General features: G+C 66.0%; 24 protein-coding genes. 9 read left to right on the top strand and 15 right to left on the bottom strand.

Features of this window, described 5'->3' with window-relative positions; genetic code table 11:
* Window positions 1-15 precede the first annotated feature (15 nt).
* From CSQ99_RS13500 to CSQ99_RS13490, 3 genes are all read left to right on the top strand, one after another.
* Complete coding sequence (locus CSQ99_RS13500) at window positions 16-969, top strand: hypothetical protein (protein WP_245908897.1); 954 nt, start codon at window positions 16-18, stop codon at window positions 967-969.
* Between the two features lie 100 nt (window positions 970-1,069).
* Window positions 1,070-2,182 (top strand): glycosyltransferase, encoded by a 1,113-nt coding sequence (locus CSQ99_RS13495; protein ID WP_245908896.1) that lies wholly within the window; start codon window positions 1,070-1,072, stop codon window positions 2,180-2,182.
* Entirely contained in the window at window positions 2,172-4,553 is a 2,382-nt protein-coding gene (locus CSQ99_RS13490; RefSeq protein WP_245908895.1) for a glycosyltransferase, read from the top strand. Before CSQ99_RS13495 ends, CSQ99_RS13490 begins: the two co-directional genes overlap by 11 nt.
* On the opposite strand, the gene CSQ99_RS13485 is transcribed toward CSQ99_RS13490, so the two are convergent.
* The 3 genes from CSQ99_RS13485 to fgd all read right to left on the bottom strand — a co-directional run bounded on the left by CSQ99_RS13485 (window position 4,526) and on the right by fgd (window position 7,986).
* On the bottom strand, window positions 4,526-5,785 hold the full coding sequence (locus CSQ99_RS13485) for a glycosyltransferase (protein ID WP_342746697.1): 1,260 nt from the start codon (window positions 5,783-5,785) through the stop codon (window positions 4,526-4,528). The two genes, CSQ99_RS13490 and CSQ99_RS13485, sit on opposite strands and share 28 nt — an antisense overlap.
* A 164-nt stretch (window positions 5,786-5,949) precedes the next feature.
* On the bottom strand, window positions 5,950-6,945 hold the full coding sequence (locus CSQ99_RS13480; protein ID WP_099039542.1) for an endonuclease/exonuclease/phosphatase family protein: 996 nt from the start codon (window positions 6,943-6,945) through the stop codon (window positions 5,950-5,952).
* A gap of 30 nt (window positions 6,946-6,975) precedes the next feature.
* Window positions 6,976-7,986 carry a glucose-6-phosphate dehydrogenase (coenzyme-F420) gene (gene fgd, locus CSQ99_RS13475; protein WP_099039541.1) on the bottom strand — a complete coding sequence of 337 codons (1,011 nt, stop codon included), beginning with the start codon at window positions 7,984-7,986 and terminating at the stop codon, window positions 6,976-6,978.
* 34 nt (window positions 7,987-8,020) lie between these two features.
* On the opposite strand from fgd, the gene CSQ99_RS13470 reads away from it, so the two are divergent.
* From CSQ99_RS13470 to CSQ99_RS13460, 3 genes are all read left to right on the top strand, one after another.
* Window positions 8,021-8,761 (top strand): MBL fold metallo-hydrolase, encoded by a 741-nt coding sequence (locus CSQ99_RS13470; protein WP_099039540.1) that lies wholly within the window; start codon window positions 8,021-8,023, stop codon window positions 8,759-8,761.
* 209 nt (window positions 8,762-8,970) lie between these two features.
* Window positions 8,971-10,095, top strand: coding sequence for an acyl-CoA dehydrogenase family protein (locus CSQ99_RS13465; RefSeq protein WP_099039583.1), 1,125 nt, complete (start codon window positions 8,971-8,973; stop codon window positions 10,093-10,095).
* Complete coding sequence (locus CSQ99_RS13460) at window positions 10,092-11,150, top strand: LLM class F420-dependent oxidoreductase (RefSeq protein ID WP_099039539.1); 1,059 nt, start codon at window positions 10,092-10,094, stop codon at window positions 11,148-11,150. Before CSQ99_RS13465 ends, CSQ99_RS13460 begins: the two co-directional genes overlap by 4 nt.
* On the opposite strand, the gene CSQ99_RS13455 is transcribed toward CSQ99_RS13460, so the two are convergent.
* Together CSQ99_RS13455 and CSQ99_RS13450 are read right to left on the bottom strand one after the other, a co-directional pair.
* Entirely contained in the window at window positions 11,075-11,548 is a 474-nt protein-coding gene (locus CSQ99_RS13455; protein WP_099039538.1) for a winged helix-turn-helix transcriptional regulator, read from the bottom strand. The genes CSQ99_RS13460 and CSQ99_RS13455 overlap by 76 nt on opposite strands.
* Window positions 11,549-11,713: 165 nt before the next feature.
* Window positions 11,714-12,307, bottom strand: coding sequence for a sigma-70 family RNA polymerase sigma factor (locus tag CSQ99_RS13450; RefSeq protein ID WP_176561014.1), 594 nt, complete (start codon window positions 12,305-12,307; stop codon window positions 11,714-11,716).
* Between the two features lie 295 nt (window positions 12,308-12,602).
* Between CSQ99_RS13450 and CSQ99_RS13445 the strand changes: the two genes are divergently transcribed.
* Window positions 12,603-13,037 carry a hypothetical protein gene (locus tag CSQ99_RS13445; RefSeq protein WP_099039536.1) on the top strand — a complete coding sequence of 145 codons (435 nt, stop codon included), beginning with the start codon at window positions 12,603-12,605 and terminating at the stop codon, window positions 13,035-13,037.
* A 47-nt stretch (window positions 13,038-13,084) separates the two neighbouring features.
* Here CSQ99_RS13445 and CSQ99_RS13440 read toward each other — a convergent pair whose 3' ends face one another.
* Genes CSQ99_RS13440 through CSQ99_RS13425 form a run of 4 tightly spaced genes read right to left on the bottom strand, consistent with a single transcriptional unit; the run spans window position 13,085 to window position 14,931 of the window.
* Complete coding sequence (locus CSQ99_RS13440; protein WP_099039535.1) at window positions 13,085-13,405, bottom strand: EthD family reductase; 321 nt, start codon at window positions 13,403-13,405, stop codon at window positions 13,085-13,087.
* A 36-nt stretch (window positions 13,406-13,441) separates the two neighbouring features.
* Window positions 13,442-14,104 (bottom strand): GntR family transcriptional regulator, encoded by a 663-nt coding sequence (locus CSQ99_RS13435; protein ID WP_099039534.1) that lies wholly within the window; start codon window positions 14,102-14,104, stop codon window positions 13,442-13,444.
* A 29-nt stretch (window positions 14,105-14,133) separates the two neighbouring features.
* Complete coding sequence (locus CSQ99_RS13430; RefSeq protein ID WP_099039533.1) at window positions 14,134-14,430, bottom strand: hypothetical protein; 297 nt, start codon at window positions 14,428-14,430, stop codon at window positions 14,134-14,136.
* 39 nt (window positions 14,431-14,469) lie between these two features.
* Complete coding sequence (locus CSQ99_RS13425; protein ID WP_099039532.1) at window positions 14,470-14,931, bottom strand: GNAT family N-acetyltransferase; 462 nt, start codon at window positions 14,929-14,931, stop codon at window positions 14,470-14,472.
* Between the two features lie 69 nt (window positions 14,932-15,000).
* Between CSQ99_RS13425 and CSQ99_RS13420 the strand changes: the two genes are divergently transcribed.
* Window positions 15,001-15,852 carry an SDR family NAD(P)-dependent oxidoreductase gene (locus tag CSQ99_RS13420; RefSeq protein WP_099039531.1) on the top strand — a complete coding sequence of 284 codons (852 nt, stop codon included), beginning with the start codon at window positions 15,001-15,003 and terminating at the stop codon, window positions 15,850-15,852.
* Here CSQ99_RS13420 and CSQ99_RS13415 read toward each other — a convergent pair.
* Window positions 15,849-17,357, bottom strand: a complete 1,509-nt coding sequence (locus tag CSQ99_RS13415) for an HNH endonuclease signature motif containing protein (RefSeq protein WP_099039530.1) — start codon at window positions 17,355-17,357, stop codon at window positions 15,849-15,851. The genes CSQ99_RS13420 and CSQ99_RS13415 overlap by 4 nt on opposite strands.
* A 93-nt stretch (window positions 17,358-17,450) precedes the next feature.
* Between CSQ99_RS13415 and CSQ99_RS13410 the strand changes: the two genes are divergently transcribed.
* On the top strand, window positions 17,451-18,314 hold the full coding sequence (locus tag CSQ99_RS13410; RefSeq protein WP_099039529.1) for an SDR family oxidoreductase: 864 nt from the start codon (window positions 17,451-17,453) through the stop codon (window positions 18,312-18,314).
* On the opposite strand, the gene CSQ99_RS13405 is transcribed toward CSQ99_RS13410, so the two are convergent.
* The 5 genes from CSQ99_RS13405 to purT are packed head-to-tail and all read right to left on the bottom strand — an operon-like array spanning window position 18,311 to window position 22,087.
* Window positions 18,311-18,724, bottom strand: coding sequence for a hypothetical protein (locus tag CSQ99_RS13405; RefSeq protein ID WP_099039528.1), 414 nt, complete (start codon window positions 18,722-18,724; stop codon window positions 18,311-18,313). The genes CSQ99_RS13410 and CSQ99_RS13405 overlap by 4 nt on opposite strands.
* Before the next feature lie 9 nt (window positions 18,725-18,733).
* Window positions 18,734-19,948 carry an O-succinylhomoserine sulfhydrylase gene (locus CSQ99_RS13400; protein WP_099039527.1) on the bottom strand — a complete coding sequence of 405 codons (1,215 nt, stop codon included), beginning with the start codon at window positions 19,946-19,948 and terminating at the stop codon, window positions 18,734-18,736.
* Window positions 19,945-20,358 carry a rhodanese-like domain-containing protein gene (locus CSQ99_RS13395; RefSeq protein WP_099039526.1) on the bottom strand — a complete coding sequence of 138 codons (414 nt, stop codon included), beginning with the start codon at window positions 20,356-20,358 and terminating at the stop codon, window positions 19,945-19,947. The genes CSQ99_RS13400 and CSQ99_RS13395 overlap by 4 nt, the downstream gene beginning before the upstream one ends.
* 19 nt (window positions 20,359-20,377) lie before the next feature.
* Complete coding sequence (locus CSQ99_RS13390) at window positions 20,378-20,824, bottom strand: Rv0361 family membrane protein (protein ID WP_099039525.1); 447 nt, start codon at window positions 20,822-20,824, stop codon at window positions 20,378-20,380.
* A 3-nt stretch (window positions 20,825-20,827) separates the two neighbouring features.
* Window positions 20,828-22,087, bottom strand: a complete 1,260-nt coding sequence (gene purT / locus CSQ99_RS13385) for a formate-dependent phosphoribosylglycinamide formyltransferase (RefSeq protein ID WP_099039524.1) — start codon at window positions 22,085-22,087, stop codon at window positions 20,828-20,830.
* Between the last annotated feature and the right edge of the window lie 11 nt (window positions 22,088-22,098).

The raw sequence follows: 22,098 nt of genomic DNA, 5'->3' as shown, positions 1-22,098 counted from the left end.
TGAGGAGTGCTCATCATGGCCTTCTCGCGCAGACTCGGTTCCGCGCTGGCCATCGTGCTCTGCTCATACCTGGTCCTGACGGTATGCGGTCTCAGGGAACCCCCGAACGCGCGCCATCGGATTCAGCCTTTCGCAACGGACAGTCCCTTCCGGACGCCCGTGGCGCACGACGCGCCAGTCGACGTCAACAGCCCGCAGATTGTCGCTCGGCTGTCACGTGATGACGGGCTGTACGCCAACCTGGTCGAATTCGCCATTCCGATCTATGAAGCAGACGACGACGCGCCTCGCACGTCCGTTTCGTGCAGGATCACCGACTGGGGTCCCTGCCCCTTCGCCGGATATTCGGTGCCCATTCCCGAAGACGCTGAACCGTCACCGGGGTCGGATGGGGCAATGGTCGTGGTCGACAATGACAGACGTCTGATCTTCGAATTCTGGCAGGCACGACGTGAGGGTACGAGGTGGACGACCAGTTTCGGCGCGGTCAACGATCTCGACGGCTCCGGCTGGGGCACCCATGACAACGGGTTCAGTACGGGCTCCGGAGCATCGCGGCTCGGCGGCGTCATCCGTATCGACGAGATGCGTCGCGGCGTGATTCCGCATGCGCTGGCCCTGCAGAGTGACAGCGTCTGCGCCGGCGTGTTCCGGCCGCCGGCGGTCAAGACGGACGGGACGTATCGCGGGTCGGACTGCATACCCGAGGGTGCTCGCATTCGCCTGGACCCAGACGTCGACATTTCCGCGCTCGATCTGACCCTGGCGGGACTGGCGGTCGCCCAGGCATTGCAGACCTATGGCGCCTACATCGTCGACTACGGCGGCGCCCCGCTGAGCGTGGCGTTCGAGCGCGACACCGCGGCCTCCGACCACTCGCCTGGCGCGATCTACCAGCATCGCGAACTGCTGTGGGATTACAGCCGAATCGACGGCATCCCGTGGGAACGCATTGAGGTCCTGGCATGAGGCCAGAGTCGATCACCGGCCGATGAATCCTCCGCGGAAGAGGGCTGGTGCTGGCTAGCATTCTCGTCGCGGGGAAATGGCACACCACAGGAGGTTGACGTTGTCGGAACCGACACGGGTGCTGATGGTGTTGGATTCCTTCAGCTTCGGGGGTGCAGAGAACCTCGTCGCCGAGCTCGGGTTGCGCGCGCCGGCATCGATGAGAATCTCGGCAGCGAGCCTGGCGCCGGCCGTCGGCACTCGCACCGCGCTTTTCGGTCGCATCGCCGAGGCTGGACTCGAGCCGACCTACCTCGGCGTGAAGAAGCTCACCGACATCGCCGGCTTCGTACGCCTGGTTCGAACCCTGCGGCGAGCATCCGTCGACGTCGTGCACGCCCACCTCGGCTACTCGGCCATTCTGGTGACCCTGGCGGGCTTCCTCGCTCGCAAACCCGTAGTCGCCACCCTTCACCTCATTCCACAACGGCACACCAGTCGGCGGGAGTGGCTCAAAGAGCGGCTCTCGGTACGGATTCCGGGACGCCTGGGGCGGCTGGTCCTGGTGTCTCAGTATGCCTTCGACGAGTACGCCAGGCTGCACGGACCGGCACGAGACACCTGGCGGATGATCCCGAACGGCGTTGACACCGAACGCTTCTCGGTTGCGTGCTCCGATAACGACGTCGATGGACCCGTCTGGGCGTGTGTGGCGGCGCTGCGCCCCGACAAGAACCACGCGGATCTGCTGAGGGCATGGACAGAGGTGGTGGCCAAACATCCAGCCGCACGACTTCTGGTCGTCGGTGACGGCCCTGCCCGCCCGGAGATCGAGCGCACGGTTGCCGAACTCGGCCTTGGTGGCTCGGTGGAACTCCTGGGCCGTCGCGAGGATGTGGCCGCCATTCTCGCCACGGCAGACGGTGTCGTCTCGGCGTCGGTAGAGGAAGCTCTCCCGACGGCGATCATCGAAGCCGCCGCCTGCGGGCTGCCGGTCGTCGCCGCCGACGCCGGGGGCACCCGGGAGATAGTCATCGACGATGTCACCGGACGCCTCGTTCCGGTACGCGATGTCCCCGCTCTCGCCGAGGCCTTGCTGAGCACGATCGGGAATCCGGTGCGCGCCGCTGAGTATGGGCGCGCCGGAAGGGATCTGGTCGAGCAGAAATATTCGCTGACCCGCTGGATCGAGAACCTGAACCACCTGTACGCAGAGGTGACCCGTGGCGTCTGACAGCGGTCCACTCACGGTGGCCCATGTCATCCACTCGCTGGGCGCCGGTGGGGCGGAGGCGGTTCTCGTCGAACTGGCTCGGGTGGCGCTGGGGGCCGGCCTGCGGATGGTGGTGATCGGCCTGTCGGATTTCCACACCCCCGAGGGTGTCGACAATCGGGTCGTCCCTCTACTTCGGGAGCAGGGTGTCGTGGTGTATGAACTGCACTCATCGCGATACGACCCGTTCACCGCGTTACGCGTCGCACGGATCCTGCGCGCAGAACGGGTCGACATCGTCCATACCCACTTGAAGCACGCCGACGTGGTGGGCGGCGTCGCGGCCCGGTTGGCCGGAGTTCCTGCGATCTCCACCCTGCACGTGATCGACAAGGCGACGTCGCGGGCACACCGCCTGCGCGTCCGGGCGGCGTTGAGCGCCCGTCGCCGATTGGCACAGACCGTGATCGCGCTGTCGGGGGCACAGCGACTCTGGTACACCGGGTTGGCCGGGGGGCAGGCCCCGATCACTGTGTTGCCCAACGGAATCAACGAACCCGAGCCGATGACGGATCGACCGGCGGTCCGCGCCGAGCTCGGTGTCCCTCCCCATGGGTTGCTCGCGCTGTGCGTCAGCCTCCTGCGCCCGGAAAAGGGCCACGCCGACCTCCTCGAAGCCATGCGGTCAGTGCCCGACGACCTGCCGCTGACGGTGGCGTTGGCCGGCGACGGTCCTCTGCTCGACGAGATCTCCGCAACCGTGCAGGCCGACCCCGCGCTCAGGGACCGGGTGCGCATACTCGGGTTCCGCGATGACGTCGCCGATCTCATCGCCGCGTGCGACTTCGTCGTCCACCCGTCCCGTGAGGACGCGCTGCCCACTGCGCTGATCTCCGCGTTGGCCGCGGCGCGACCGATCGTCGCGACAACCGCGGGCGGAATCCCAGACATCGTCACGCCCGAGTGCGGGCTGCTCGTCGAGCCCGGTGTGCCCGCGGCCCTGGGCGCGGCCATCACCGAGATGGCAACCACGGTGGGCGGGGGCGGGCCGCAGCTGCACCGCCTCGAGGAGAATGCCCGGCACCGATACGAGACGACCTTCAGTGCTCAGCGGTGGGCGCACCAACTGCGAGCCTTGTACGACCAGACCATCGATCACGGCGACCAGGCCCCCGCCGGGCGACGACACATCGCGCTGGTGCAGTTCCAGCCGTCCGGTGGGCTCTTCCATTTCGCACTTCAGCTCGGCGAGGGACTGGCGCGCGCCGGTACGGACGTCGAGGTCATCACTGGGCCCACACCGGAATTCGGATCTCGGGAACCTGCGTGCCGCGTCCGCAGCATCCTGCCCACGTGGCATCCCACCGCGGGTGCCGATGCACCCGAGTGGTGGCGCCGGGCCCGGCGTGGAGTACGCGCCGTTCAGCATTCGGCCGCCTGGGTCGTCCTGATCGGCTATCTGATGATCAAGCGACCAGACGTCGTCGTGTGGTCGTACTGGCAGTTCCCGCTCGACGGCCTGGGCGTACACATCGTGCGAAGCGTCCTTCCGCACGCGGTACTTGCTTTGATCTCGCACGAGCCACGCCCCTTGGTCAAGCGCCGCGAGCAGGAGGGGATGTACCACATCGCGGCCGTCGCCCGCAGGACGCTCAATTGGGCGTATACCGACCTCGACGTGGCCTTCGTGCTCGGCGAGACGGCACGAGCCGCATTGCTCGAGACATGGCCGGTCAGCGCGCCGGTTCATATCATCCCGCACGGTGACGAGGGACTGCTGGCGAGCAAGGTTCCACCCGCCGACAGCACCGCTCGGGTGGCGCTCTCGTTCGGCGTCATCACTCGATACAAGGGCACGGACACGTTGTGCGAGGCGTGGCCGCTGGTGTTGCAAGAGCTTCCCGACGCCGAGCTCGTCATCGCGGGTGTCGCTGATAGCGATGTCGACAAACATCAACTGCGCGAACGAATCTCGCGCCTTAACAGCGCGCAGCTGCACCTCGGCTATGTCTCCGGACCCGACGTACCGGGGTACTTTTCCCGGGCCCGATGCGTCGTGCTGCCCTACAAGCGCAGCAGCCAGTCCGGTGTCGCGCATCTGGCGCACAGTTTCGCCCGTCCAGTGGTCGCGTCCCGCGTCGGCGACATCCCGTCCGCCGTCGACGACGGCATCTCCGGCCTGTTGGTACCGCCGGAGGATCCCCCGGCGCTGGCAGAGGCTATGGTCCGACTGCTATCCGACCCGCAGGAGGCGCGTCGGATGGGCGATGCAGGCGCGCGGACGCTCTCCACGAGGGGTTCCTGGGACGAGGTCGCAACCCGCTTCCTGCGGGGCGTCCCCGGTCGCGGCGGTAGCTCCTTCGGTCAGCCCAGACCGAATACCGCGTCGTAGCGGTCAAACACTGCGCGGCGCGAGTAGGTGTTCTCGAAATGCTCCCCTGCCGCAGCAGACAGTTCGGCGTTGCGCGTCGGGTCCACGGTTTCGAGCATGAGACGGGTGAAATCGGACGCCGAATCACCCACGATGACACCGTATTCCGCGCCCGTCGCCACCCCGCCGGCACCAACCGAGGTCGACACCACCGGTACTCCTGCGCCGAGCGCCTCGATGATCTTCAACTTCACACCCGAGCCGAACCGAAGCGGATTGACCAGCGCGACGCAGCGCGACAGGATGCTCGCCAGTTCCGGCACGTAGCCCTCGAGTTTCACACTGTCGGCGAATCGGGCCGCCAGCGCTGTCAGACCCGGGTGTGGGTCGCGGCCCACGACGACCAAGCTGGCGCCTGGCCGCTGCGCCAACACGAGCGGCCAGATTTCGGCGAGGAAGTGCCGAAGGCCGTCGTCGTTGTGAGTCAGCGAGAGTTGGCCCAGAAAAATGAATTCCGGGTGCCCCCGGTAGTTGCGAGCGGACGGGGGACGACGACCCAGCAACGGCGGTATCGCATGTATACGGGCGTCGTCCACGCCCGTGCGTGCCCGCAGTGACGCTGCTTCCTGCGCGTTGATCAGCAACGTGGCGTCGAACCGGCGCGCGACCCGGTCCTCACTGCGCCGAACGAGGTGCTGCTCCATTTTCAGCAACAGATGCTGGCTGGGCCGCCAGTCGGCGATCGGACGCACGACGCGGGGCACATGAACGCCGAAGTTGCCCATCGGGTGGAGATCGACGTCCGGATATCGCCTCGCCGCTTCGAGCATTCCGCGATATCGCTCGGAGAACAGGTCGTCCAGGTAACAGACTGCGCGAACATCGGTGACGCGGGCATGCTGAGCCATCCGGACCGTGTCGTAAATCTCGAGGTCCGGCCGGATGTCAGAGAGCGTGCAATGGATGGCGTCGCGCAGACCGCGGGTATTCAGGAGGGCCTCTTGCATGCTGGACCGCCCGGTGAGGGTACGGGTGATCAGGCTGGCGATCGCCTGGCGGCCGCGGGGCTTTTCTACGTGGCGCAGTGTGACCGGAAACCGATTGCCGCCATGGCCACCCACCATCAGGTAATGCACGTTGCGTGCGCCGACCCGTTCGGCCAGATATTCGACGAATCCGGCGAGAACCACCTTCTTGCCGGCGTCGGTCGGATACGGGTCCACTGCGCTGATGAGAGCGACGGACGTCGGCATCATCTACTCCGATGCGTTTGGACGGATCACGAACAATAGCCGAGCACGCGGGTTTGCTTTTGGTTCGGCAGTCGGTCGGAGACGACCATTGCGTGAACATACGTCCACCATCGCCGCGGCACAAATGGACCGGTTCCCGCACATGCCAGCGGCGCACTGGCCCGTTAGACGTCCGGATAACTGGCGGTCGGGTCGACCGGAATTTCGATAGTCGTGAGCAGTCCACGGTGGTCGGAGCCCGGCACCGATACCGTGCCCGCACTGGTGGCGACGCAACTGCGCACGAGCACGTGGTCGATGCCGACCACGGGACGTCGCCACGGCTGGCCCGGGACCGTGCTCGGGAAGCTGCGAGTCATCCCTGCCCCGACCTGCTCGGCGGCATCGCGATAGCCCTCGTCGAGCAGTCGCCGGAACGGCCGCATGTCATAGGTGGCGTTGAGATCCCCTGCAACGATCACCGCACCCGAGCCCGCCTGCTTGGCGACCTCGCGCAGCGTGCCCGGGAACCGCTCGTAATCATTGGTGAAGTCGTCGAGCGGCTGTACCAGAGGCGCGGCGAGGTGCACAGCTAGCACCGTCGGGTCGAAGCGCACGTCTGGAACGCGGATACGCGCGCTCAGCATCGGCATCTGGTAGCCCTCGATGGGCGCCGACGACACGATCGGGTATCGGCTCCACACGCCGATACCTGCCGCCTGCGGACGCGGGTCGATCACCCGATGCGGAAACGTCGCGTCCAGGCCTGCCCCCGACATCGCCGCAGCCAGCCCAGCCGTCATCTCCTGGAGGACCACGACGTCCGCCGAGTTGCGCGCAGACTGCACAACCGCAACCGGATCAGCTTCTCCGAGGCCGAGATTGGCGCTCAGCACCCTGACGGCGACACTCGGCACGCCCGCGTTCTCCGGCCCGATGAAGCGCGGCAGTTGGACGCCGACCATCACCACGCATAACACTGCGGCAAGGATCGTCAGCACCCAGCGTCGCGCGAGGGCGAACAGGATCATCGCGATCACGCCCGCGATCGCGAGGTACGGCGATGCCGCGGCGACAACGAGGATGAACTCGTTGTCGATAGGCAGATACCGCGACACCAATCCGGCCGCACCGACGGCGAACGCGAGCACGCCGAGGACGCTCGCGAACACTCGAATCATGCGGTGCTCGTTATGCTTCGGCGTGTCGGCTCAGCCGAGCTTACGAAGCCGAGGCTCCAAGTCTTTCTGAAACAGTTCCAGGAAGCGGCGCTGATCATGGCGTGGGTCGTGGAACACCAGGTGGTTCAGCCCCCACTTGACGTACTGGCCGACCATTTCGACCGCCTCGTCGGGATCCGATGCGACGATCCAGCGCTTGGCGACCTGCTCGATGGGCAGCGCGTCGGCCGCTTTCTCCATCTCGATCGGGTCGTTGATGCTGTGCTTCTGCTCGGCGGTCAGCGACAGCGGAGCCCAGAACCGGGTGTTCTCCAGCGCCAGCTTCGGATCCGGATCGTAGGAGATCTTGATCTCGATCATCCGGTCGATGCTGTCGGGGTCGCGGTCGGCGGCCTCCGCCCCCTCTTTAACGGCGGGGATCAGCTTGTCCTTGTAGAGCTCCTCGCCCTTGCCGGAGGTGCAGATGAACCCGTCGCCCGCGCGGCCCGCGTACTTGGCGACCTGCGGCCCGCCTGCGGCGATGTAGATCGGGATGCCACCCTCGGGAACGTCGTAGATCGATGCGCCCTTGGTGTTGTAGTACTCGCCCTCGAAGTCGACGCGGTCGCCCAGCCACAGCTCGCGCATCAGCCTGATCGACTCGCGCAGGCGGGCGTAGCGCTCCTTGAATTCGGGCCAGTCACCCTCGTACCCCGTCGCGATCTCGTTGAGGGCCTCACCGGTGCCCACACCGAGGAAGATCCGGTCCGGGTAGAGGCAGCCCATGGTCGCGAAGGCCTGCGCGATGACGGCCGGGTTGTAGCGGAACGTCGGCGTCAGCACCGACGTACCGAGGATCAGCCGCTCCGTGCGCTCGCCCACCGCGGTCATCCAGGCGAGCGAGAACGGCGCGTGGCCACCCTCGTGACGCCACGGCTGGAAGTGGTCGCTGACGGTCGCGCTGTCCATGCCGTGGGCTTCGGCGGCGACGCCGAGCTCGACGAGTTCCCGCGGGGCGAATTGCTCCGCCGACGCCTTGTATCCGAGTTTCAATTGAGGCACGCCTCATTTCTACCCTCCTGCCTAGACTCGCGACATGGCAGCAGCGCTGGACCGCATTACCGACCGCGTCCACTTCGCCTTCACCGACCTCGTCAACTGGACCCTGGTCACCGACGGTGACGGCGTGGTCCTGATCGACACGGGGTTCCCCGGCAATCGTGAGGACGTACTGGACTCACTGCGTCAGCTCGGCTTCGGCGTCGACGACCTACGCGCGATCCTGTTGACACACGCCCACATCGATCACTTCGGATCGGCCATCTGGTTCGCGAAAACCCATGGCACACCGGTGTATTGCCACGCTGCGGAGGTCGGCCACTCCAAGCGGGAGTACCTGGAGCAGGTCTCCCCGGTCGACATCGCCAAACACATCTGGCAGCCGCGCTATCTCAAGTGGTCCGTGGCGATCACCCGGAAGGGCGGGATGACCCACGACGGCATCCCGACCACGCAGGCGCTGGCCGAAGACGTCGCCGCCAGTCTGCCCGGCGCGCCGGTCGCGATCCCCACCCCGGGACACACCGGCGGGCACTGCTCGTACGTGGTGGATGGCGTACTTGTCGCCGGCGACGCCCTGGTGACAGGCCACCCGCTGGCATCGCACACCGGCCCGCAGCTGCTGCCGAAGCTGTTCAACCACGACCAGGACGGCTGCGTGCGCAGCCTGGCCGCGCTCGGGCTGCTGGACACCGAGGTCCTACTCCCGGGGCATGGCCCCGTCTGGCGGGGTTCGATCCGCGAGGCCGCCGAGAAAGCCGCGGCCGCCGCGCGCTAACACCCACGACATTCACTTTCGGCCGAACCATTTGACGACTGCCGTCGTCGTACCCCAGTAGAGCCACCAACGGCGGTGGCTCAACTCGTCCCATTTCATGGTTCAATAATTGAACCAGTTCATTAAGTGAATCGTTACGGCGGTTCAGACGATTGCTGATTAGCGAGGCTCCGATGACCACGACGTACCCCCATTCCGCGGTACTGCCCATGAACGGCCCTGAGCACCTGGACGCCACGGCGAAGCGGATCGCCGACACGGCGGCCGGCCTCGCCGCCGAAATCGACGCTCACCGACGGCTACCCGTCAAGCTGCTCAACGAACTGGCCGTATCGAAGATGCTTCGCGCAGGCGCACCGGTGGAGACCGACGGGCTCGAACTCGACCCCGTCACCTCCCTGCAGTGCGCCGAAACAGTGGCCCGCGGCAACGCTTCGGCGGGGTGGTGCCTGTCGATCGCGACCACGAGCAGCCTCCTGCAGGCGTACATGCCCGAGAGCAGCCGAATGGCATTCTTCGGCAACGGGATCGGGGTGGCTGCCGGCGTCTGGGCGCCGCGCGGCAGGGCACAGCGCGTACCCGGCGGCGTGAAGGTCACCGGCCGTTGGCAGTTTTGCAGCGGGATCACCCACGCGGACATGTTCTTCGGCGGTTGCTTCATCGGTGACGGGCCAGAGCACTACATCGTGGCGATTCCCGTCGCAGAGCTGGAGATCATCGACACCTGGCACACGCTCGGGCTGCGCGGAACCGGCAGCCACGACGCGGTGGCGAATGAGGTGACCGTCCCCGACGATCGGGTGCTGTCGCTGACCGACGGGCCGATGATCGATCGTGCGCTGTACCGCTTCCCGATCTTCGGGTACTTCGCGAGCAGCATCGCCGCGGCGGCGCTGGGCAACGCACGTGCGGCGGTCGACACCTTCATCCACCTGGCAGCCACGAAGAAGTCTGCAGGATCGTCGCGCCCCCTCAGCGAGCGGCAGACGGTGCAGAGCGCCGTCGCCGGCGCTGAGGCTGCTCTGCGGTCGGCGCGCGCGCTCTATTACCAGGCGATCGAAAAGGCCTGGACGGCAAGTCAGGTCGACGCACTCACGACCGATGATCGACTGCAGTTGCGACTGGCGGCCACCCACGCCGCACGGACTTCCACCGACGTTGTGCGCACCGTCTACGACCTCTCCGGTGGCAGCGCGATCTATGACGACGCGCCGATGCAACGACACCTGCGCGACGCGTTCACGGCGTCGGCGCATTTCCAGGTCAGCGAATCGTCCTTGGAACTGTCCGGTCGCATCCTCGTGGGCCAGCCTACGAACGTGGTGACGTTATGAGTCGCCGGATCGAGGCGGCGCTGCCCTTCTGGCTCGACCGCCCCGACGCCGAGGCGGTCGACGTGGCCCACGAAGCCTGGCGGGCCGGTCTGCGCGGACTCTGGGTGGGTGAGATGGCCACCTACGACGCGTTTGCCTTGGCCACGGCGATCGCCGCACAGGCACCCGGGATGCGAATGAACATCGGCCCGCTGCCTATCAGTGCGCGTGCTCCGGCCGGAATCGCACTGGGCGCCAGCACCATCGCGTCGTTGACAGGGGCGCAGGTGAGCGTTGCACTCGGCGCCTCGAGCCCGATGATCGTGACCGGATGGCATGGCCGGGACTGGGGCCGCAGCGTGGCGCGGATGCGCGAGACGATTGACGTGCTGCGGCCAATGCTGGCCGGTCAACGCAGCAGCTACAACGGAGATCTGTTGTCCAGCCACGGTTTCCGATTGCGTCATCCGTTGCCGAGTGCTCGCATCGCCGTGGGCGCCTTCGGCGACGACATGGTGCGGCTGGCCGCCGTGCACGCCGACGAGCTTGTCCTGAACTTGGCCACCCCGGCACGGGTGGCACAGATTCGTGAACGCATCGACGGGTACGCGAGAGCCGCGGACCGCCAACCCCTGCACCTGACGGTGTGGGTGCCGGCCGCGGTGGACCCGGCCGAACAGACGTGGCGACAGGTCGCCGGCCAGATCGCCGTCTACCTGCGGCCACCCGGCTACGGCGAGATGTTCACCGACCTCGGTTTCGGCTCGCTGGTCGCCGACGCCCGCCGCGGCACGCACCGCTCGGAACTGACGGCGGCCATTCCCTCCGAGTTGTCCCGGCTTCTCGGCGCCTTCGGCACGGCTTCCGAAGTCACCGGCAGGCTCGCCGAGTTCATGGCCGCCGGCGCCGATACCGTTGCCGTGATTCCGGCGACCGCGAACGACCCGGGAGGACGCGAGACTCTAAGGTGTGCGTCCGATTTCCTCAGCGTGCACGGGGTTCACTCCTGTGCTCCGCCGAAACCGGAACCGGGTTCGGGTGTCACGTTGCGAGCCGTGAGCTCCTCGTTGCAGTGATTGCAGACCAGGCGAGCCTCGGCGAGATGTCCGCATAACTTGTGCCTCAACACCAGCGGTGGCCCCTGCGGGACTGGCAGATGCTTGTCACCCCACTGCATCAGGGTCACGACGGCGGGAAACAGGTCGCGGCCCGAGTCGGTCAGCCGGTACTCGAAGCGCTCCCCGTTCTGCCCATAGGGCACCTTGACCAACAGGCCGTTCTCGACAAGGGAGCGCAGGCGCGCCGCCAGGGTCGGACGAGGGATGTTGAGGTTGCGCGCGATCTGACCGAAACGGCGCACGCCCAGAAAGATCTCGCGAAGGATGACGAAGGTCCACCGCTCGCCGACGAGCGCGAGGGTGCGCTCGACGGACTCCACCTCGAAGCGGTGCGACAGATTGTCGGGGCTCGTCATGACCCCACCACTCTATCGGTTCACATACTGAACCCAAAGCTATCCCGCGAGCGCCTCTTCCAGCGCCGCGACCACACCGTCCAGGAACGCCGCAGTGACATGTGATCCGCTCCGCGATGATGTCGAGTTGGTCTGCAGTGAAAGCGAAACCGGCGGTCACGCCCGTCATCCGATCTCCCGGCGGTCCGGTTGCCCGGCGGATGCGCAACCGAAAGCACTGCGCTGCAACAGTTCCCGCATCCGTCGGTGTGCACGATGCAAACGGGACGCCACGGTCCCGACCGGAATGCCGAGGATGGCAGCGATCTCCACGTTGCGGTATTCCAGGACGTGCGCATAGAAGACGGTGAGCTTGAGATCCTCAGGAAGCGCCCGAACCGCACTGGCGACGTCCCCCGACAGCGGCTCCAGAGCGTGCACCTCGGCCGACCTGGCGTCGGGTCGGGTCGCTGCCGCCTCCGAATGCTCGACTTCGAGCGCCACGTCGCCGGTCAGCCGCGTCGGTGGCCGCCGCTTCGCGCTTCGATAGTTGTCGACGAAGACGTTGGACATGATGCGGTGCAGCCAGGCCCGCATGTTGCCACCGGGCCGGAAGCTCTGCAGACCGACGTACGCCTTGAGCATGGTGTCCTGCACCAGGTCTTCGGCGTCCGCGCGGCAGCCCGTCATCGCCCGCGCATTGGTGTGCAGGTAGTCGAAGTGGGGCATGACGTCGCGGACGAATTGCACTTGTTCGTCCTCGTCGTGGGTCAGGTTCATCGGAAATCCTCGATTCGAGCGTGCAACGTGATCTACGGATGCTCGAATGAACACTGGCGACATCCAATATATTGCACTTTGCATTCTTCTGCGGCGGCATGCTCCTCGCAGACGACCCGATCCATACGGCAAATCGTCATGGGTGAGGGCCGCGCTAACCAGGACCTCTGAGTGCCTGGAAGCCTGGGCTTCCTCGCCGGAGGCACCGGAATGTGAACCGCCTCACAGGGACGAACGCCGAGCATGAATTCGGCCGTCTTCGAAGGTGTTACAGGCCTTCAATCCAGGAGAAACAATGAATTATCCGACCGCTGCCGGGGTTCCGACCATCGGTGCGCACCTCGTGGCCCGGCTTTTCACCAGCAGACTGGATCATCAGCTCGCGGTCGGGGTTATCCCCCACGCCGGCACCGCGCTCGCCCTTCATGCCGAACGTCTACGGTCCGATCGCGAGCGCCATGCGATCGCCCGGGCGCTGCGCAGAGCCGTCGAGCAGGCGCACTCGGGTCGCGCGCCGGGCAGCTCGATGGTCGCCGTTCACCGTCGCAACGTCAGAGCCTCGACAGAACTGATCGACGCGATCACCCTGCAGCTACATGCGCCGCGCCGCATCAACGCCATGGGCATGGCTAGGCTGCGGCGAATACTGGCCGACGGCCAGGGTCCGATGTATGACGGCGGCGCAGGCGATCTCGTCGGTCGACTCTCGGCAGCACTCGCGGCACTGTGATGGCCAGCCGTCGCCTGGGGTGCTCCGCGACCGACGGTGAGCCGGGCTCAGTGCGAACTGACTTCGACGTCTGACATCAGCACCCGAACACCGCCGGTGGACAACCGCGCCATCGCCTCGAAGAAGGCGCCGGCTTCGGGCGTGATGACGGCGTCGCAGGCGGTGTCGTAGTCGGGGTAGTACAGATCGATCATTCGGTAGGCCGGCGTCGGGCTGCCGTCCTCCTTCGGCCACACTTTGGACGTTTCGAGCCGGAGGTACCCCGGGATCCGACGGAAGGCCTCCAACTGCTCGTCCTGGTAACCCGCTTCGAATGCCGCCGGGTCGGTCGGGTTGTCATAGATGACAGTGATCTTTGTTTCGGACATGGGATCCTTCTGTTCGGACGTGGCCAGCGGCCGACGTCAATTCGTGTCGAAATCGACGAGAGACGCCAATGTCTCCCAATTCTGTTGTGCCGCCAGTGCTGCCGCTTCGGCATCACCTCGACGGCAGCAGTCGATGATTCGCTTGTGCTGCGCGATCGACTGCCGGCCGGTCAACGACGAGAAGCGCAGGAATTCGAGCCTGCGCAACACCGGGGTGACCTGTTCGAGTACCGATCGGATGGTCTCGTTCCGACTCGCGTCGACGGCCACGCCGTGAAACTCGTCGTCGCTGCGCATGGCGGCGTCGGCGTCACCGTTGGCGAACGCAGCGGCGAACTCCTTGTTGGCTTTCGTCATCGCCTTGATCTCGGCGCTTCCCATCAGCGGCACCGCGGTCCGGACCGCGAGCGCGTGCATCGCGGCCGCGACCGCCTGGGCATCCAGCACGGTCTTGCGCTCGATCGTCGACACCACGGTGGACCGGCCCGGGGTGGTGTGAACAAGCCCGGCCACCTCGAGCCGCCCGACGGCCTCACGGATGGGGGTACGGCTCACACCGAGCCATTCCTCTAGCTCCGAGTCGCGCAGCTTCTCGCCCGGGAGGAAGGTTCCGTGGATGATCGCGTCCCGGAGGGACTCATAGGCCTTCTCCCGCAGCAGGGACCGTGCGTGCTTTCCACTCTCCGTAGGAACCGGCATGCAATATATCGTATCTTAGGCGCCGCGGCTCAGGCCAGCGTGTTGTAGCCCAGCAAGAACAGCGCCGTCAGACAGAGGCCGCAGGCCACCACGACGGTGGGCATCAGGATCATGCTGTCCAGTTCGTCGTCGTCGAGTACTTCACTCTCGAAGCGACCGAACAGCACCCGCGCGATCCCGGTCCTGCGGAAGGTTCGCACCATCGCCCGCACGGGCTTGGTGCCGCGCCTGCGACCGATGAAGACCCGCGACGCCAGGCCGAAGACCGCCGTCAGCGCGGCGGCGGCGAGAAGCAGCCACCCGACCGCCGTCTGTGACAAGGACATTTCCACCCCCGGTGTCGCCACGACACCCTGCGGGCAAGCCTATCTGCCGAGAGACTTTTCGAAGGCGACCGGATAGCCGCCACTCGCGGCGGGGAGCGGCCCGGTGAGGCGCGTGTACCCCGACGACAGGTAGAGCGCCTCGGCCTCGGGCTGGCGATCACCGGTCGTGAGGTAGACGCGGCGATACCCTCGTGCAGCGATTTCGCGCTCGAGTTCGGCCAGTGCCGCCTTCGCGTAGCCGCGCTGCCGATGCCTGCTGTCGGTCCATATCCGTTTGAGTTCGGCCCTGGTGGCGTCGAATCGCCTGAATGCACCGCCGGTAACGGGACGGCCGTCGAGAAGGCCGATCAGCAGAGTGCCGTCCGGTGGGGTGAAGTCTTCGGCGGGATATTCCTCGAGCAGCCATTTCATGACCCGCTGCTCGGTGCCGCCGTACCGGCTGGCGTACTCGACGGCCAACTCGGCCAGCAGCGGCGCGGCCAGCGGATCGTCCTGGCTCACCGCGACGAAGCGAGCTCATCGTCTGCCGGCATGCCCATCACTTAACTGTTTAACGCCTATCCTTTCGCAATGCCATCGAGCCTGTCAGGAAAGGTCGCATTCGTCACCGGAGGCGCGTCGGGTATCGGCGCCGCACTCAGTACCGAGTTGTCGAACGGCGGCGCGGAGGTCTGGATCGCCGACCGTCAGATCGGCCGGGCACAGGAGTTGGCGCAGCGCCTTCGCGATGGCGGCGCCAAGGCGCATGCGATCGAACTCGATGTGCGCGACGCCGCCGCTTTCGAAAGCGCCGCGGCGGAGGCGGTGCAGGAATCGGGGCGGCTCGACTACCTGTTCAACAATGCCGGCATCGGGGTTTCCGGTGAGATCGACTCGTACACGCTCGACGATTGGAACGATGTCTTCGACGTGAACCTGCGCGGCGTGGTGCATGGAATCCAGGCCGTCTACCCGGTGATGATCCGCCAGGGTTCCGGCCACATCGTGAACACGGCGTCGATGGCCGGGCTGAACACCACCGTGGGCCAGGCGAGCTACACCGCCACCAAACATGCCGTCGTCGCGATCTCGAGAACGATGCGGGTCGAAGCCGAGCGTCACGGAGTGCGCGTCTCGGCCCTGTGCCCGGGCGTGATCCGGACCCCGATCCTCACCGGGGGCGAGTACGGGCGAATCAATGCGCCTGGCCTCACCAGCGAGGAGTTCCAGAAATCCTGGGAACGGTTGCGGCCCATGGACGCCGACAAGTTCGCCGAGCGTGTTTTGCGTGCGGTGCTACGCAACGACGCCATGATCATCGTGCCCGGGTGGTGGAAGGTGTGGTGGTACCTGGAGCGCCTCTCACCCGCGTTGGCACTGCGAGTCTCGAAGATGTTACTCAAGGAACTCCGCAAAATGGAGTCGGCGCCTGGCACCGCTTAAAACGGTGGCGGCGAGTTGTTTTGTTCGCGTTCAGCTTTGATGCGTGCGGCGCGAACTTGGGCGCGGGTGCGTTTACGTTGGGGCATCATCAAGCCCCGGTCGGTGCTGAACGTCTCCACCGGTGGTGGGGACGGCAGGTCGCCGGTGTTGGTATCCCAGTCGGGAAAGAAACTTCGACACCCCGGATAGGTCGTATAGGTGTGCCCGGTCGGTGCTGTCCACACCGCCGCACCATCGGGCAGCAGCTTCAGTTCCCAATCCCCGGCCCAAAATGTCTTGAGAAGATGATGTTTTCGGCACAAACACGCCAGATTCGACGGATGTGTCGCCCCGAGCGGATATGGGATCACATGATCGATGTCGCAAGACTCCGCCGGCGACGTGCACCCCGGGAACCGGCACGTCAAATCACGGGCCTGCACGAAGCGAGCCAACTTCGCCGACGGCCGATACCCAGACTCCGGCTCGCAGTCCTGCTCGGGCGTGCATATCGGTCGCAGCTTGGCGCCGGCGCGCACCAACTCGGTCAGCAGCGGTGTCGGCATCGCTTCAGTACCGGACAACAGTGCCGTGCCCGCCGACGGGGGACGTGAAGCGGCGGCAGCCGAACTCGGCACCGCGCGAGTCTCTGGCGCGGGAGCCGCGGGTGTGGATGTGTGTGGCGCCGGAGTGGTGGGTGCGGTGTTCTGTAAACCGTCGAGAGTGGCTTGGTCGGTGTAGACGTTGACAACCACCGAGGACTTGGGCGTCGGCTTGCTCTGCCGGGCGGGGCAGTTCGGTGATTCGCACGCACACGGCAGATGATCATTGCCGTTGCTCAACGCGCCCAACGCATCCGCGCGGCGCTCGTTGGCCGACCGCGGATCGTTCTCGCACACCGTGGCCACCATCGCAGCCACCTTCTTCTTCAACACCGCGGCGTCAGCAGCCGACAGCCGGCCCCACACCGCCGTCGTCCCGGCCTCATCCTCGATATCGCCGATCACGAAATCGCGGGTACGCGCCACCGCCTTGCTCGCCATCACCGCAGCGGCATCGAACTCCAACACCAACGCGTCCACCGCGGATGTCAGCTTGTCCTCCCCGAGCGGACCCCACCTCGTGGCCCGCTTGGCGATAGCGCGATCGATGAGCGCCCACACCGCGGCATCGGTGATCAACTGCGTACGCCAGGTGATCGCCCCCACCACCCGCGCACTCAACTCCCCGCGCCCGAACAACTCGGCCACCGCGGGCAGATGATCACCCAAGGCCACCGCGATGCGCATCTGACCCGATGCCTTCCGCGAGCTGATATTCATCGCCGCGGCCACCTCGGCGGCCGCGCAATCCCACCAATCACACGCCCACCGCGCACGCTCATCATCGTCAAGGACGCGGCGGCGTTTGAGTTCACCGATCGCGGCCAGCCGACGGGCCCCAGCCGCAGCCTCGGCCCGCGCACCGTCCTCGATGGCAGCGACGACCGCGGCGTCGTCGGCCCCCGCGAACTCCAATTCGAACATGTGTTCGACACTACATCGCACCACCGACGAGTTGAATCCGCGTCCGGCGACGCACCTATTCACCAAAACTTGACAGGTGTAAAGTTCGGCCGCATGGACAACATCCGGGGCAAGACGATCGCGATCACCGGCGCCGCCCGCGGCATCGGGTACGCCACCGCCAAGGCACTCCTTGAGCGCGGCGCGCGGGTGGTCATCGGCGACCGCGAGGTGGCCCTGCAGGAATCGGCCGTCGCCAAGTTGACCACCCTCGGGTCGGTCTCGGGCTATCCGCTGGATGTCACCGATCGCGAGTCCTTCGCGGCATTCCTCGACAAGGCGCGCACCGACGGCGGCGGCCGCATCGACGTGTTGATCAACAACGCCGGCGTGATGCCGATCGGACCGTTTCTGGAGCAATCGGAACAGACCATCCGCTCCACCATCGAGGTGAACCTGTACGGCGTCATCACCGGATGCCAGCTGGTGTTGCCCGAGATGGTCGCCCGCCGCAGCGGCCACATCATCAATATCGCCTCACTTGCCGGCATGCTGGCCGTCCCGGGACAGGTTGTCTACGCGGGCAGCAAGTTCGCGGTGGTCGGACTGTCCTCGGGGCTCGCCGACGAGTTCGCCTCGCAGGGTGTCGAAGTGAGTTGCGTGATGCCGACATTCACCAACACCGAGTTGATCACCGGGACCCATACCTCAGCGGCGCAGAAACCGGTGGAGCCTGAGGATATCGCGGCCGCCGTGGTCAAGGTGCTCGACAAACCAATCACGCTGGCCTCGGTGCCGGCGTGGGGTCGTTTCTTCGCCGCGATCACCCCGGTGATGTCAGCGAAACGTCGCCGGTGGCTGTCGCGCAAGATGGGCAACGACACGGTCTTCATGTCCTTCGACGCCAAGGCGCGGCAGGCATACGAACAGCGGGCGCAGCACGCGCAGGGGGTCGTCGAGGGCCCCGAGAAAGGCTAGCCGAAATCCGGGATCGGGTTCCCCATCCGGTAACCCTCGATCACATCGAGATTGTCGAACAACTCCTCGAGCCCGAACTGGTAGTCGTCGGCCGTACCCACAAATACGACATGGACGACGTCGGCGTCGTCGGAGGTCATCGCGATCGTGGTGACCGGTACGACCTCCCCGTCATCGGGCACCTCGGCCGTCGACGGAATGAAGTACCAAAGCGCCGACTCCTCATCGGAGAGCTCTTCGTCGAAAACCCAGCCGCGCTCGGTGATTCGCTCGTCGAGCTGTTCCAGGACCGCAGCGAGTTCGATGTCACCGGAGAGGCCATCGAGAACGGTGTCGGGGAGCCATCGCGAATTCTGGGCCGACTGCCGCTTCTTGCGTCGAGCCTGCTTAGCCTGGGACTTGCGCGACACCTAAGACACCTAGGCCAGCGCCTGATCGAGATCGCCGATGAGATCCTCGGTTCCCTCCAGTCCCACCGAGATTCGCACGACTCCGTCACCGAGGCCGATCGCGGCGCGCCCCTCCGGCCCCATGGCCCGGTGCGTGGTGGTGGCCGGATGTGTGATCAACGACTTGGAGTCGCCGAGGTTGTTGGAGATGTCGACGATCCGCAGCTTATCGAGCACCTCGAATGCTCGATCCTTGCTGCCGCCTTTGAGTTCGAACGTGACAACCGTTCCGCCCCCGGTCATCTGGCGCTTCGCCAGGTCGAACTGCGGATGCGATTCCAGGAAGGGATAACGCACCCAGCTCACCGCGGGGTGGTTCTCGAGGAACTCTGCGACGCGGTGCGCCGACGCATTCTGGTGCTCGACGCGCACCGCAAGCGTCTCCAGGCCCTTGAGCAACGTCCACGCGTTGAACGGACTCAGCGCGGGACCGGTGTGCCGCATCAGCTTCTGCACGGGCTCATCGATGTACTGCTTGTCACCGAGGATCGCGCCGCCGAGCACTCTGCCCTGCCCGTCGATGTGCTTTGTACCCGAATACACCACGACGTCGGCGCCCAGCGGCATACCCTGCTGGAGAATCGGCGTGGCAAACACGTTGTCCAGAACCACTTTTGCCCCGGCGGCGTGGGATATCTCGCACACCGCGGCGATGTCCACCAACTGCTGCATCGGATTCGACGGCGTCTCGAAGAACACTGCCTGGGTCGGCACCGAAAGAGCCTCTTCCCACTGCGAGAGGTCATCGCCGTCGACGAACACCGTCTCCACACCCCAGCGCGGAAGAATCTCGTTACACACCACGAAGCACGAACCGAAAAGGCTACGCGCGGCGACCAATCGGTCGCCCGCGGCGAGTAGCGCGCCCAGCGACGTGAACACCGCCGCCATACCCGTCGCCGTGGCAAAGCATGCGGGCGCGCCCTCGATCAGTCGGAGCCGCTCCTCGAACATCGAGATGGTCGGGTTGCCGTAACGGGAGTAGACGTAACGGTCGATTTCACCCGTGAACGCCTTCTCCGCCTCGGCCGCAGAGGAATACACGTACCCCGACGTGAGGTACATCGCCTCTGCCGTCTCCTCGAAGCCGGACCGCAGCAGGCCGCCGCGCACACCGATGGTCGCCTGGCTCACGCCCTCGGGCAGTTCTGCGGGCTTACGGACCGACGGCACTTCTGGACTCATGACTGCCTCCACGGCAGGCCGACGGCCTTCCAGCCGGTACCACCACGGTGCTTGTTTTCGTCCAGATTGCCCTCGAACCCGTCGAGGATGTTGTAGGACGGTGCGATGCCCGCCTCGGTTGCGGCCTCGGCAGCGCCGATCGAGCGGTTGCCGGAACGGCAGAGGAACACCACCGGCCTTTCCCCCGGCGTGACGCCTGCGGCCAAGAGATCGTCGACGAAACCGTCGTTGTGCTTGCCGTCCGAACTGGTCCACTCGACGTAGACGACCTCGCGATCGAGACTCGACAGATCGGCCACCCCGACGAACCGCCATTCGGCGTCGGTACGACAGTCGACCAGCACGGCGTCGGGGTCATCGGTCAGCAGTTTCCACGCCTCCTCAGGCGTGATGTCTCCGGCGTAACTCACGGACGTGAGTGTCCCACAGCTAGCTGGAGACAGGTGTACAGACCTTCCATGCCCCGTCCTCGCGCACGAACGTTGTTTCGACATCGGTTTTGGTGTCCGGTGTCTTGTCGAATTGGTACGTCACCTTTGCGGTCGCCTGATCACCATCGACCACCACGTCGGTGACGTCATCGATGAGTCGCCGGCCCTGCTTCTCTTTCGAATCACGTTGACCGGCAATAACTTCGGCCTCGGTCCCCTGCTCCGACCGGCAGGTATTGGTCGCAAAATCGGCGTAGTTCTCCTTTTGCAGCGCGTCGTTCTGCGCCACCGCGGCCCGCACCACCTGCTGCTCGGGGGTCAGCTCGTCATTGCCGAAGTAATTCACCAACCCAATTGCAATCACGACGATCCCAATGATTGCCAGCGCGGCCAGAAACGGCGTCGCGGTGCGCCGGTCCTGCGGCGTCGGCTCGGGGCTGTCCACGGGCTACAAGAGTTTGCGCAGCGTCGTGGAAACGCGGCGGGCGCGGTCCCGCGCGATGATCGGGTCGGGGGCCGTCGCGAGGGCCACCCCGAGGCGCCGGCGCCCCTCGGTCTCGTCCGGCCTGCCGAACAGGCGCACGTCGCTTTCCGCTACGGCGAGCGCCTCGGTGAGCACCGCGTTCAGATCGGCGTCGCCGCTTTCGGTGGCGTCGGCCCCGGCGTAGCTGATCTCCGCAGCAGCCGGCGAGACCATGATGGTGTCCACCGACAGTCCGAGGATCGCCCGCGCGTGCAGTTCGAACTGCGAAAGCCGTTGCGAGCGCAGGGTAACCAGGCCGCTATCATAGGGCCGCGGCCGTACGTTGTCGAAGTAGACCTCATCGCCACGAACGAGCACCTCGACGCCGAACACGCCTCGCCCACCCAGTGAGTTGACGATCCTCGCGCCGATCGACTTCGCGGCGTCCAGCGCGGCGGGTGACAACTGCTGGGGCTGCCACGACTCGAGCACGTCGCCGCCGAGCTGTCGGTGTCCGATCGGCTCGCAGAACTGAACCACCGGACCGGTCGGCCCGATGGTGCGGATGGTCAGCAGCGTCACCTCGAAGTCGACCTCGACGACCGTCTCGGCCATCACCCGATTGTTCGGAATCCGGCCCGCGGCGATCGCACGTTGCCAGGCGGGCGCCACGTCTTCGGGACGCACCAGCACCGACTCACCCTCACCGGGGGCCGCCGCGATCGGCTTGACGACGAGCGGGAAACCGGCGTGTTGGGCGACGGCGGTCAGCTCCTCGGCGGAACCCGCGAACCAGAACGGCGCGGTCGGCAGGCCGAGTTCGTCGGCCGCGAGGCGACGCAGCCCTTCGCGGTCCAGCGACAGCCGGGTGCTGCGCGGCGTCGGGAACACCTCGATGTCGCCGCGCTCGGCAACCGCGATCAGCGCGTCCGCGGCGATCAGGTTCGCCTCGGCAACCACATAGCGCGGGTGCTCCTTCTCGATCACGGCACTCAGCGCGTCGGCGTCGTTCAGCTTGACGACTGCGGAGCGATCGGCCACGCCGTGCGCGGGCGCATCGGCGTAACGGTCCACCGCGATGACAGAGGCTCCCAGGCGCTGGAACGCCAGCGTCAACTCCCGGCTCAACTCACCGGAACCGAGCAACATCACCGTGGTCCCCGCGGGGGCAGGTTCGGGCCCCGTCTCGGCCTCGTCGGAGTCGACTTGGGCGTTCAGCTCGGCACTGTCGGTCGTTTCATTCATCGAGGGTCCAG

This window comes from Mycobacterium neglectum (genome assembly GCF_002591975.1).
In the GTDB taxonomy this organism is placed as follows: Bacteria; Actinomycetota; Actinomycetes; order Mycobacteriales; family Mycobacteriaceae; genus Mycobacterium; species Mycobacterium neglectum.
This window is presented reverse-complemented; position numbering and strand designations above follow the sequence as displayed.

Excerpts from the sequence above, each read along its gene's own strand:
- CSQ99_RS13500 (WP_245908897.1), top strand. The coding sequence starts at position 16 with ATGGCCTTCTCGCGCAGACTCGGTTCCGCGCTGGCCATCGTGCTCTGC.
- CSQ99_RS13485 (WP_342746697.1), bottom strand. The coding sequence starts at position 5,785 with ATGCCGACGTCCGTCGCTCTCATCAGCGCAGTGGACCCGTATCCGACC.
- CSQ99_RS13480 (WP_099039542.1), bottom strand. The coding sequence starts at position 6,945 with ATGATTCGAGTGTTCGCGAGCGTCCTCGGCGTGCTCGCGTTCGCCGTC.
- CSQ99_RS13470 (WP_099039540.1), top strand. The coding sequence starts at position 8,021 with ATGGCAGCAGCGCTGGACCGCATTACCGACCGCGTCCACTTCGCCTTC.
- CSQ99_RS13465 (WP_099039583.1), top strand. The coding sequence starts at position 8,971 with ATGAACGGCCCTGAGCACCTGGACGCCACGGCGAAGCGGATCGCCGAC.
- CSQ99_RS13460 (WP_099039539.1), top strand. The coding sequence starts at position 10,092 with ATGAGTCGCCGGATCGAGGCGGCGCTGCCCTTCTGGCTCGACCGCCCC.
- CSQ99_RS13455 (WP_099039538.1), bottom strand. The coding sequence starts at position 11,548 with ATGACGAGCCCCGACAATCTGTCGCACCGCTTCGAGGTGGAGTCCGTC.
- CSQ99_RS13450 (WP_176561014.1), bottom strand. The coding sequence starts at position 12,307 with ATGAACCTGACCCACGACGAGGACGAACAAGTGCAATTCGTCCGCGAC.
- CSQ99_RS13445 (WP_099039536.1), top strand. The coding sequence starts at position 12,603 with ATGAATTATCCGACCGCTGCCGGGGTTCCGACCATCGGTGCGCACCTC.
- CSQ99_RS13440 (WP_099039535.1), bottom strand. The coding sequence starts at position 13,405 with ATGTCCGAAACAAAGATCACTGTCATCTATGACAACCCGACCGACCCG.
- CSQ99_RS13435 (WP_099039534.1), bottom strand. The coding sequence starts at position 14,104 with ATGCCGGTTCCTACGGAGAGTGGAAAGCACGCACGGTCCCTGCTGCGG.
- CSQ99_RS13430 (WP_099039533.1), bottom strand. The coding sequence starts at position 14,430 with ATGTCCTTGTCACAGACGGCGGTCGGGTGGCTGCTTCTCGCCGCCGCC.
- CSQ99_RS13420 (WP_099039531.1), top strand. The coding sequence starts at position 15,001 with ATGCCATCGAGCCTGTCAGGAAAGGTCGCATTCGTCACCGGAGGCGCG.
- CSQ99_RS13415 (WP_099039530.1), bottom strand. The coding sequence starts at position 17,357 with ATGTTCGAATTGGAGTTCGCGGGGGCCGACGACGCCGCGGTCGTCGCT.
- CSQ99_RS13410 (WP_099039529.1), top strand. The coding sequence starts at position 17,451 with ATGGACAACATCCGGGGCAAGACGATCGCGATCACCGGCGCCGCCCGC.
- CSQ99_RS13400 (WP_099039527.1), bottom strand. The coding sequence starts at position 19,948 with ATGAGTCCAGAAGTGCCGTCGGTCCGTAAGCCCGCAGAACTGCCCGAG.
- purT (WP_099039524.1), bottom strand. The coding sequence starts at position 22,087 with ATGAATGAAACGACCGACAGTGCCGAGCTGAACGCCCAAGTCGACTCC.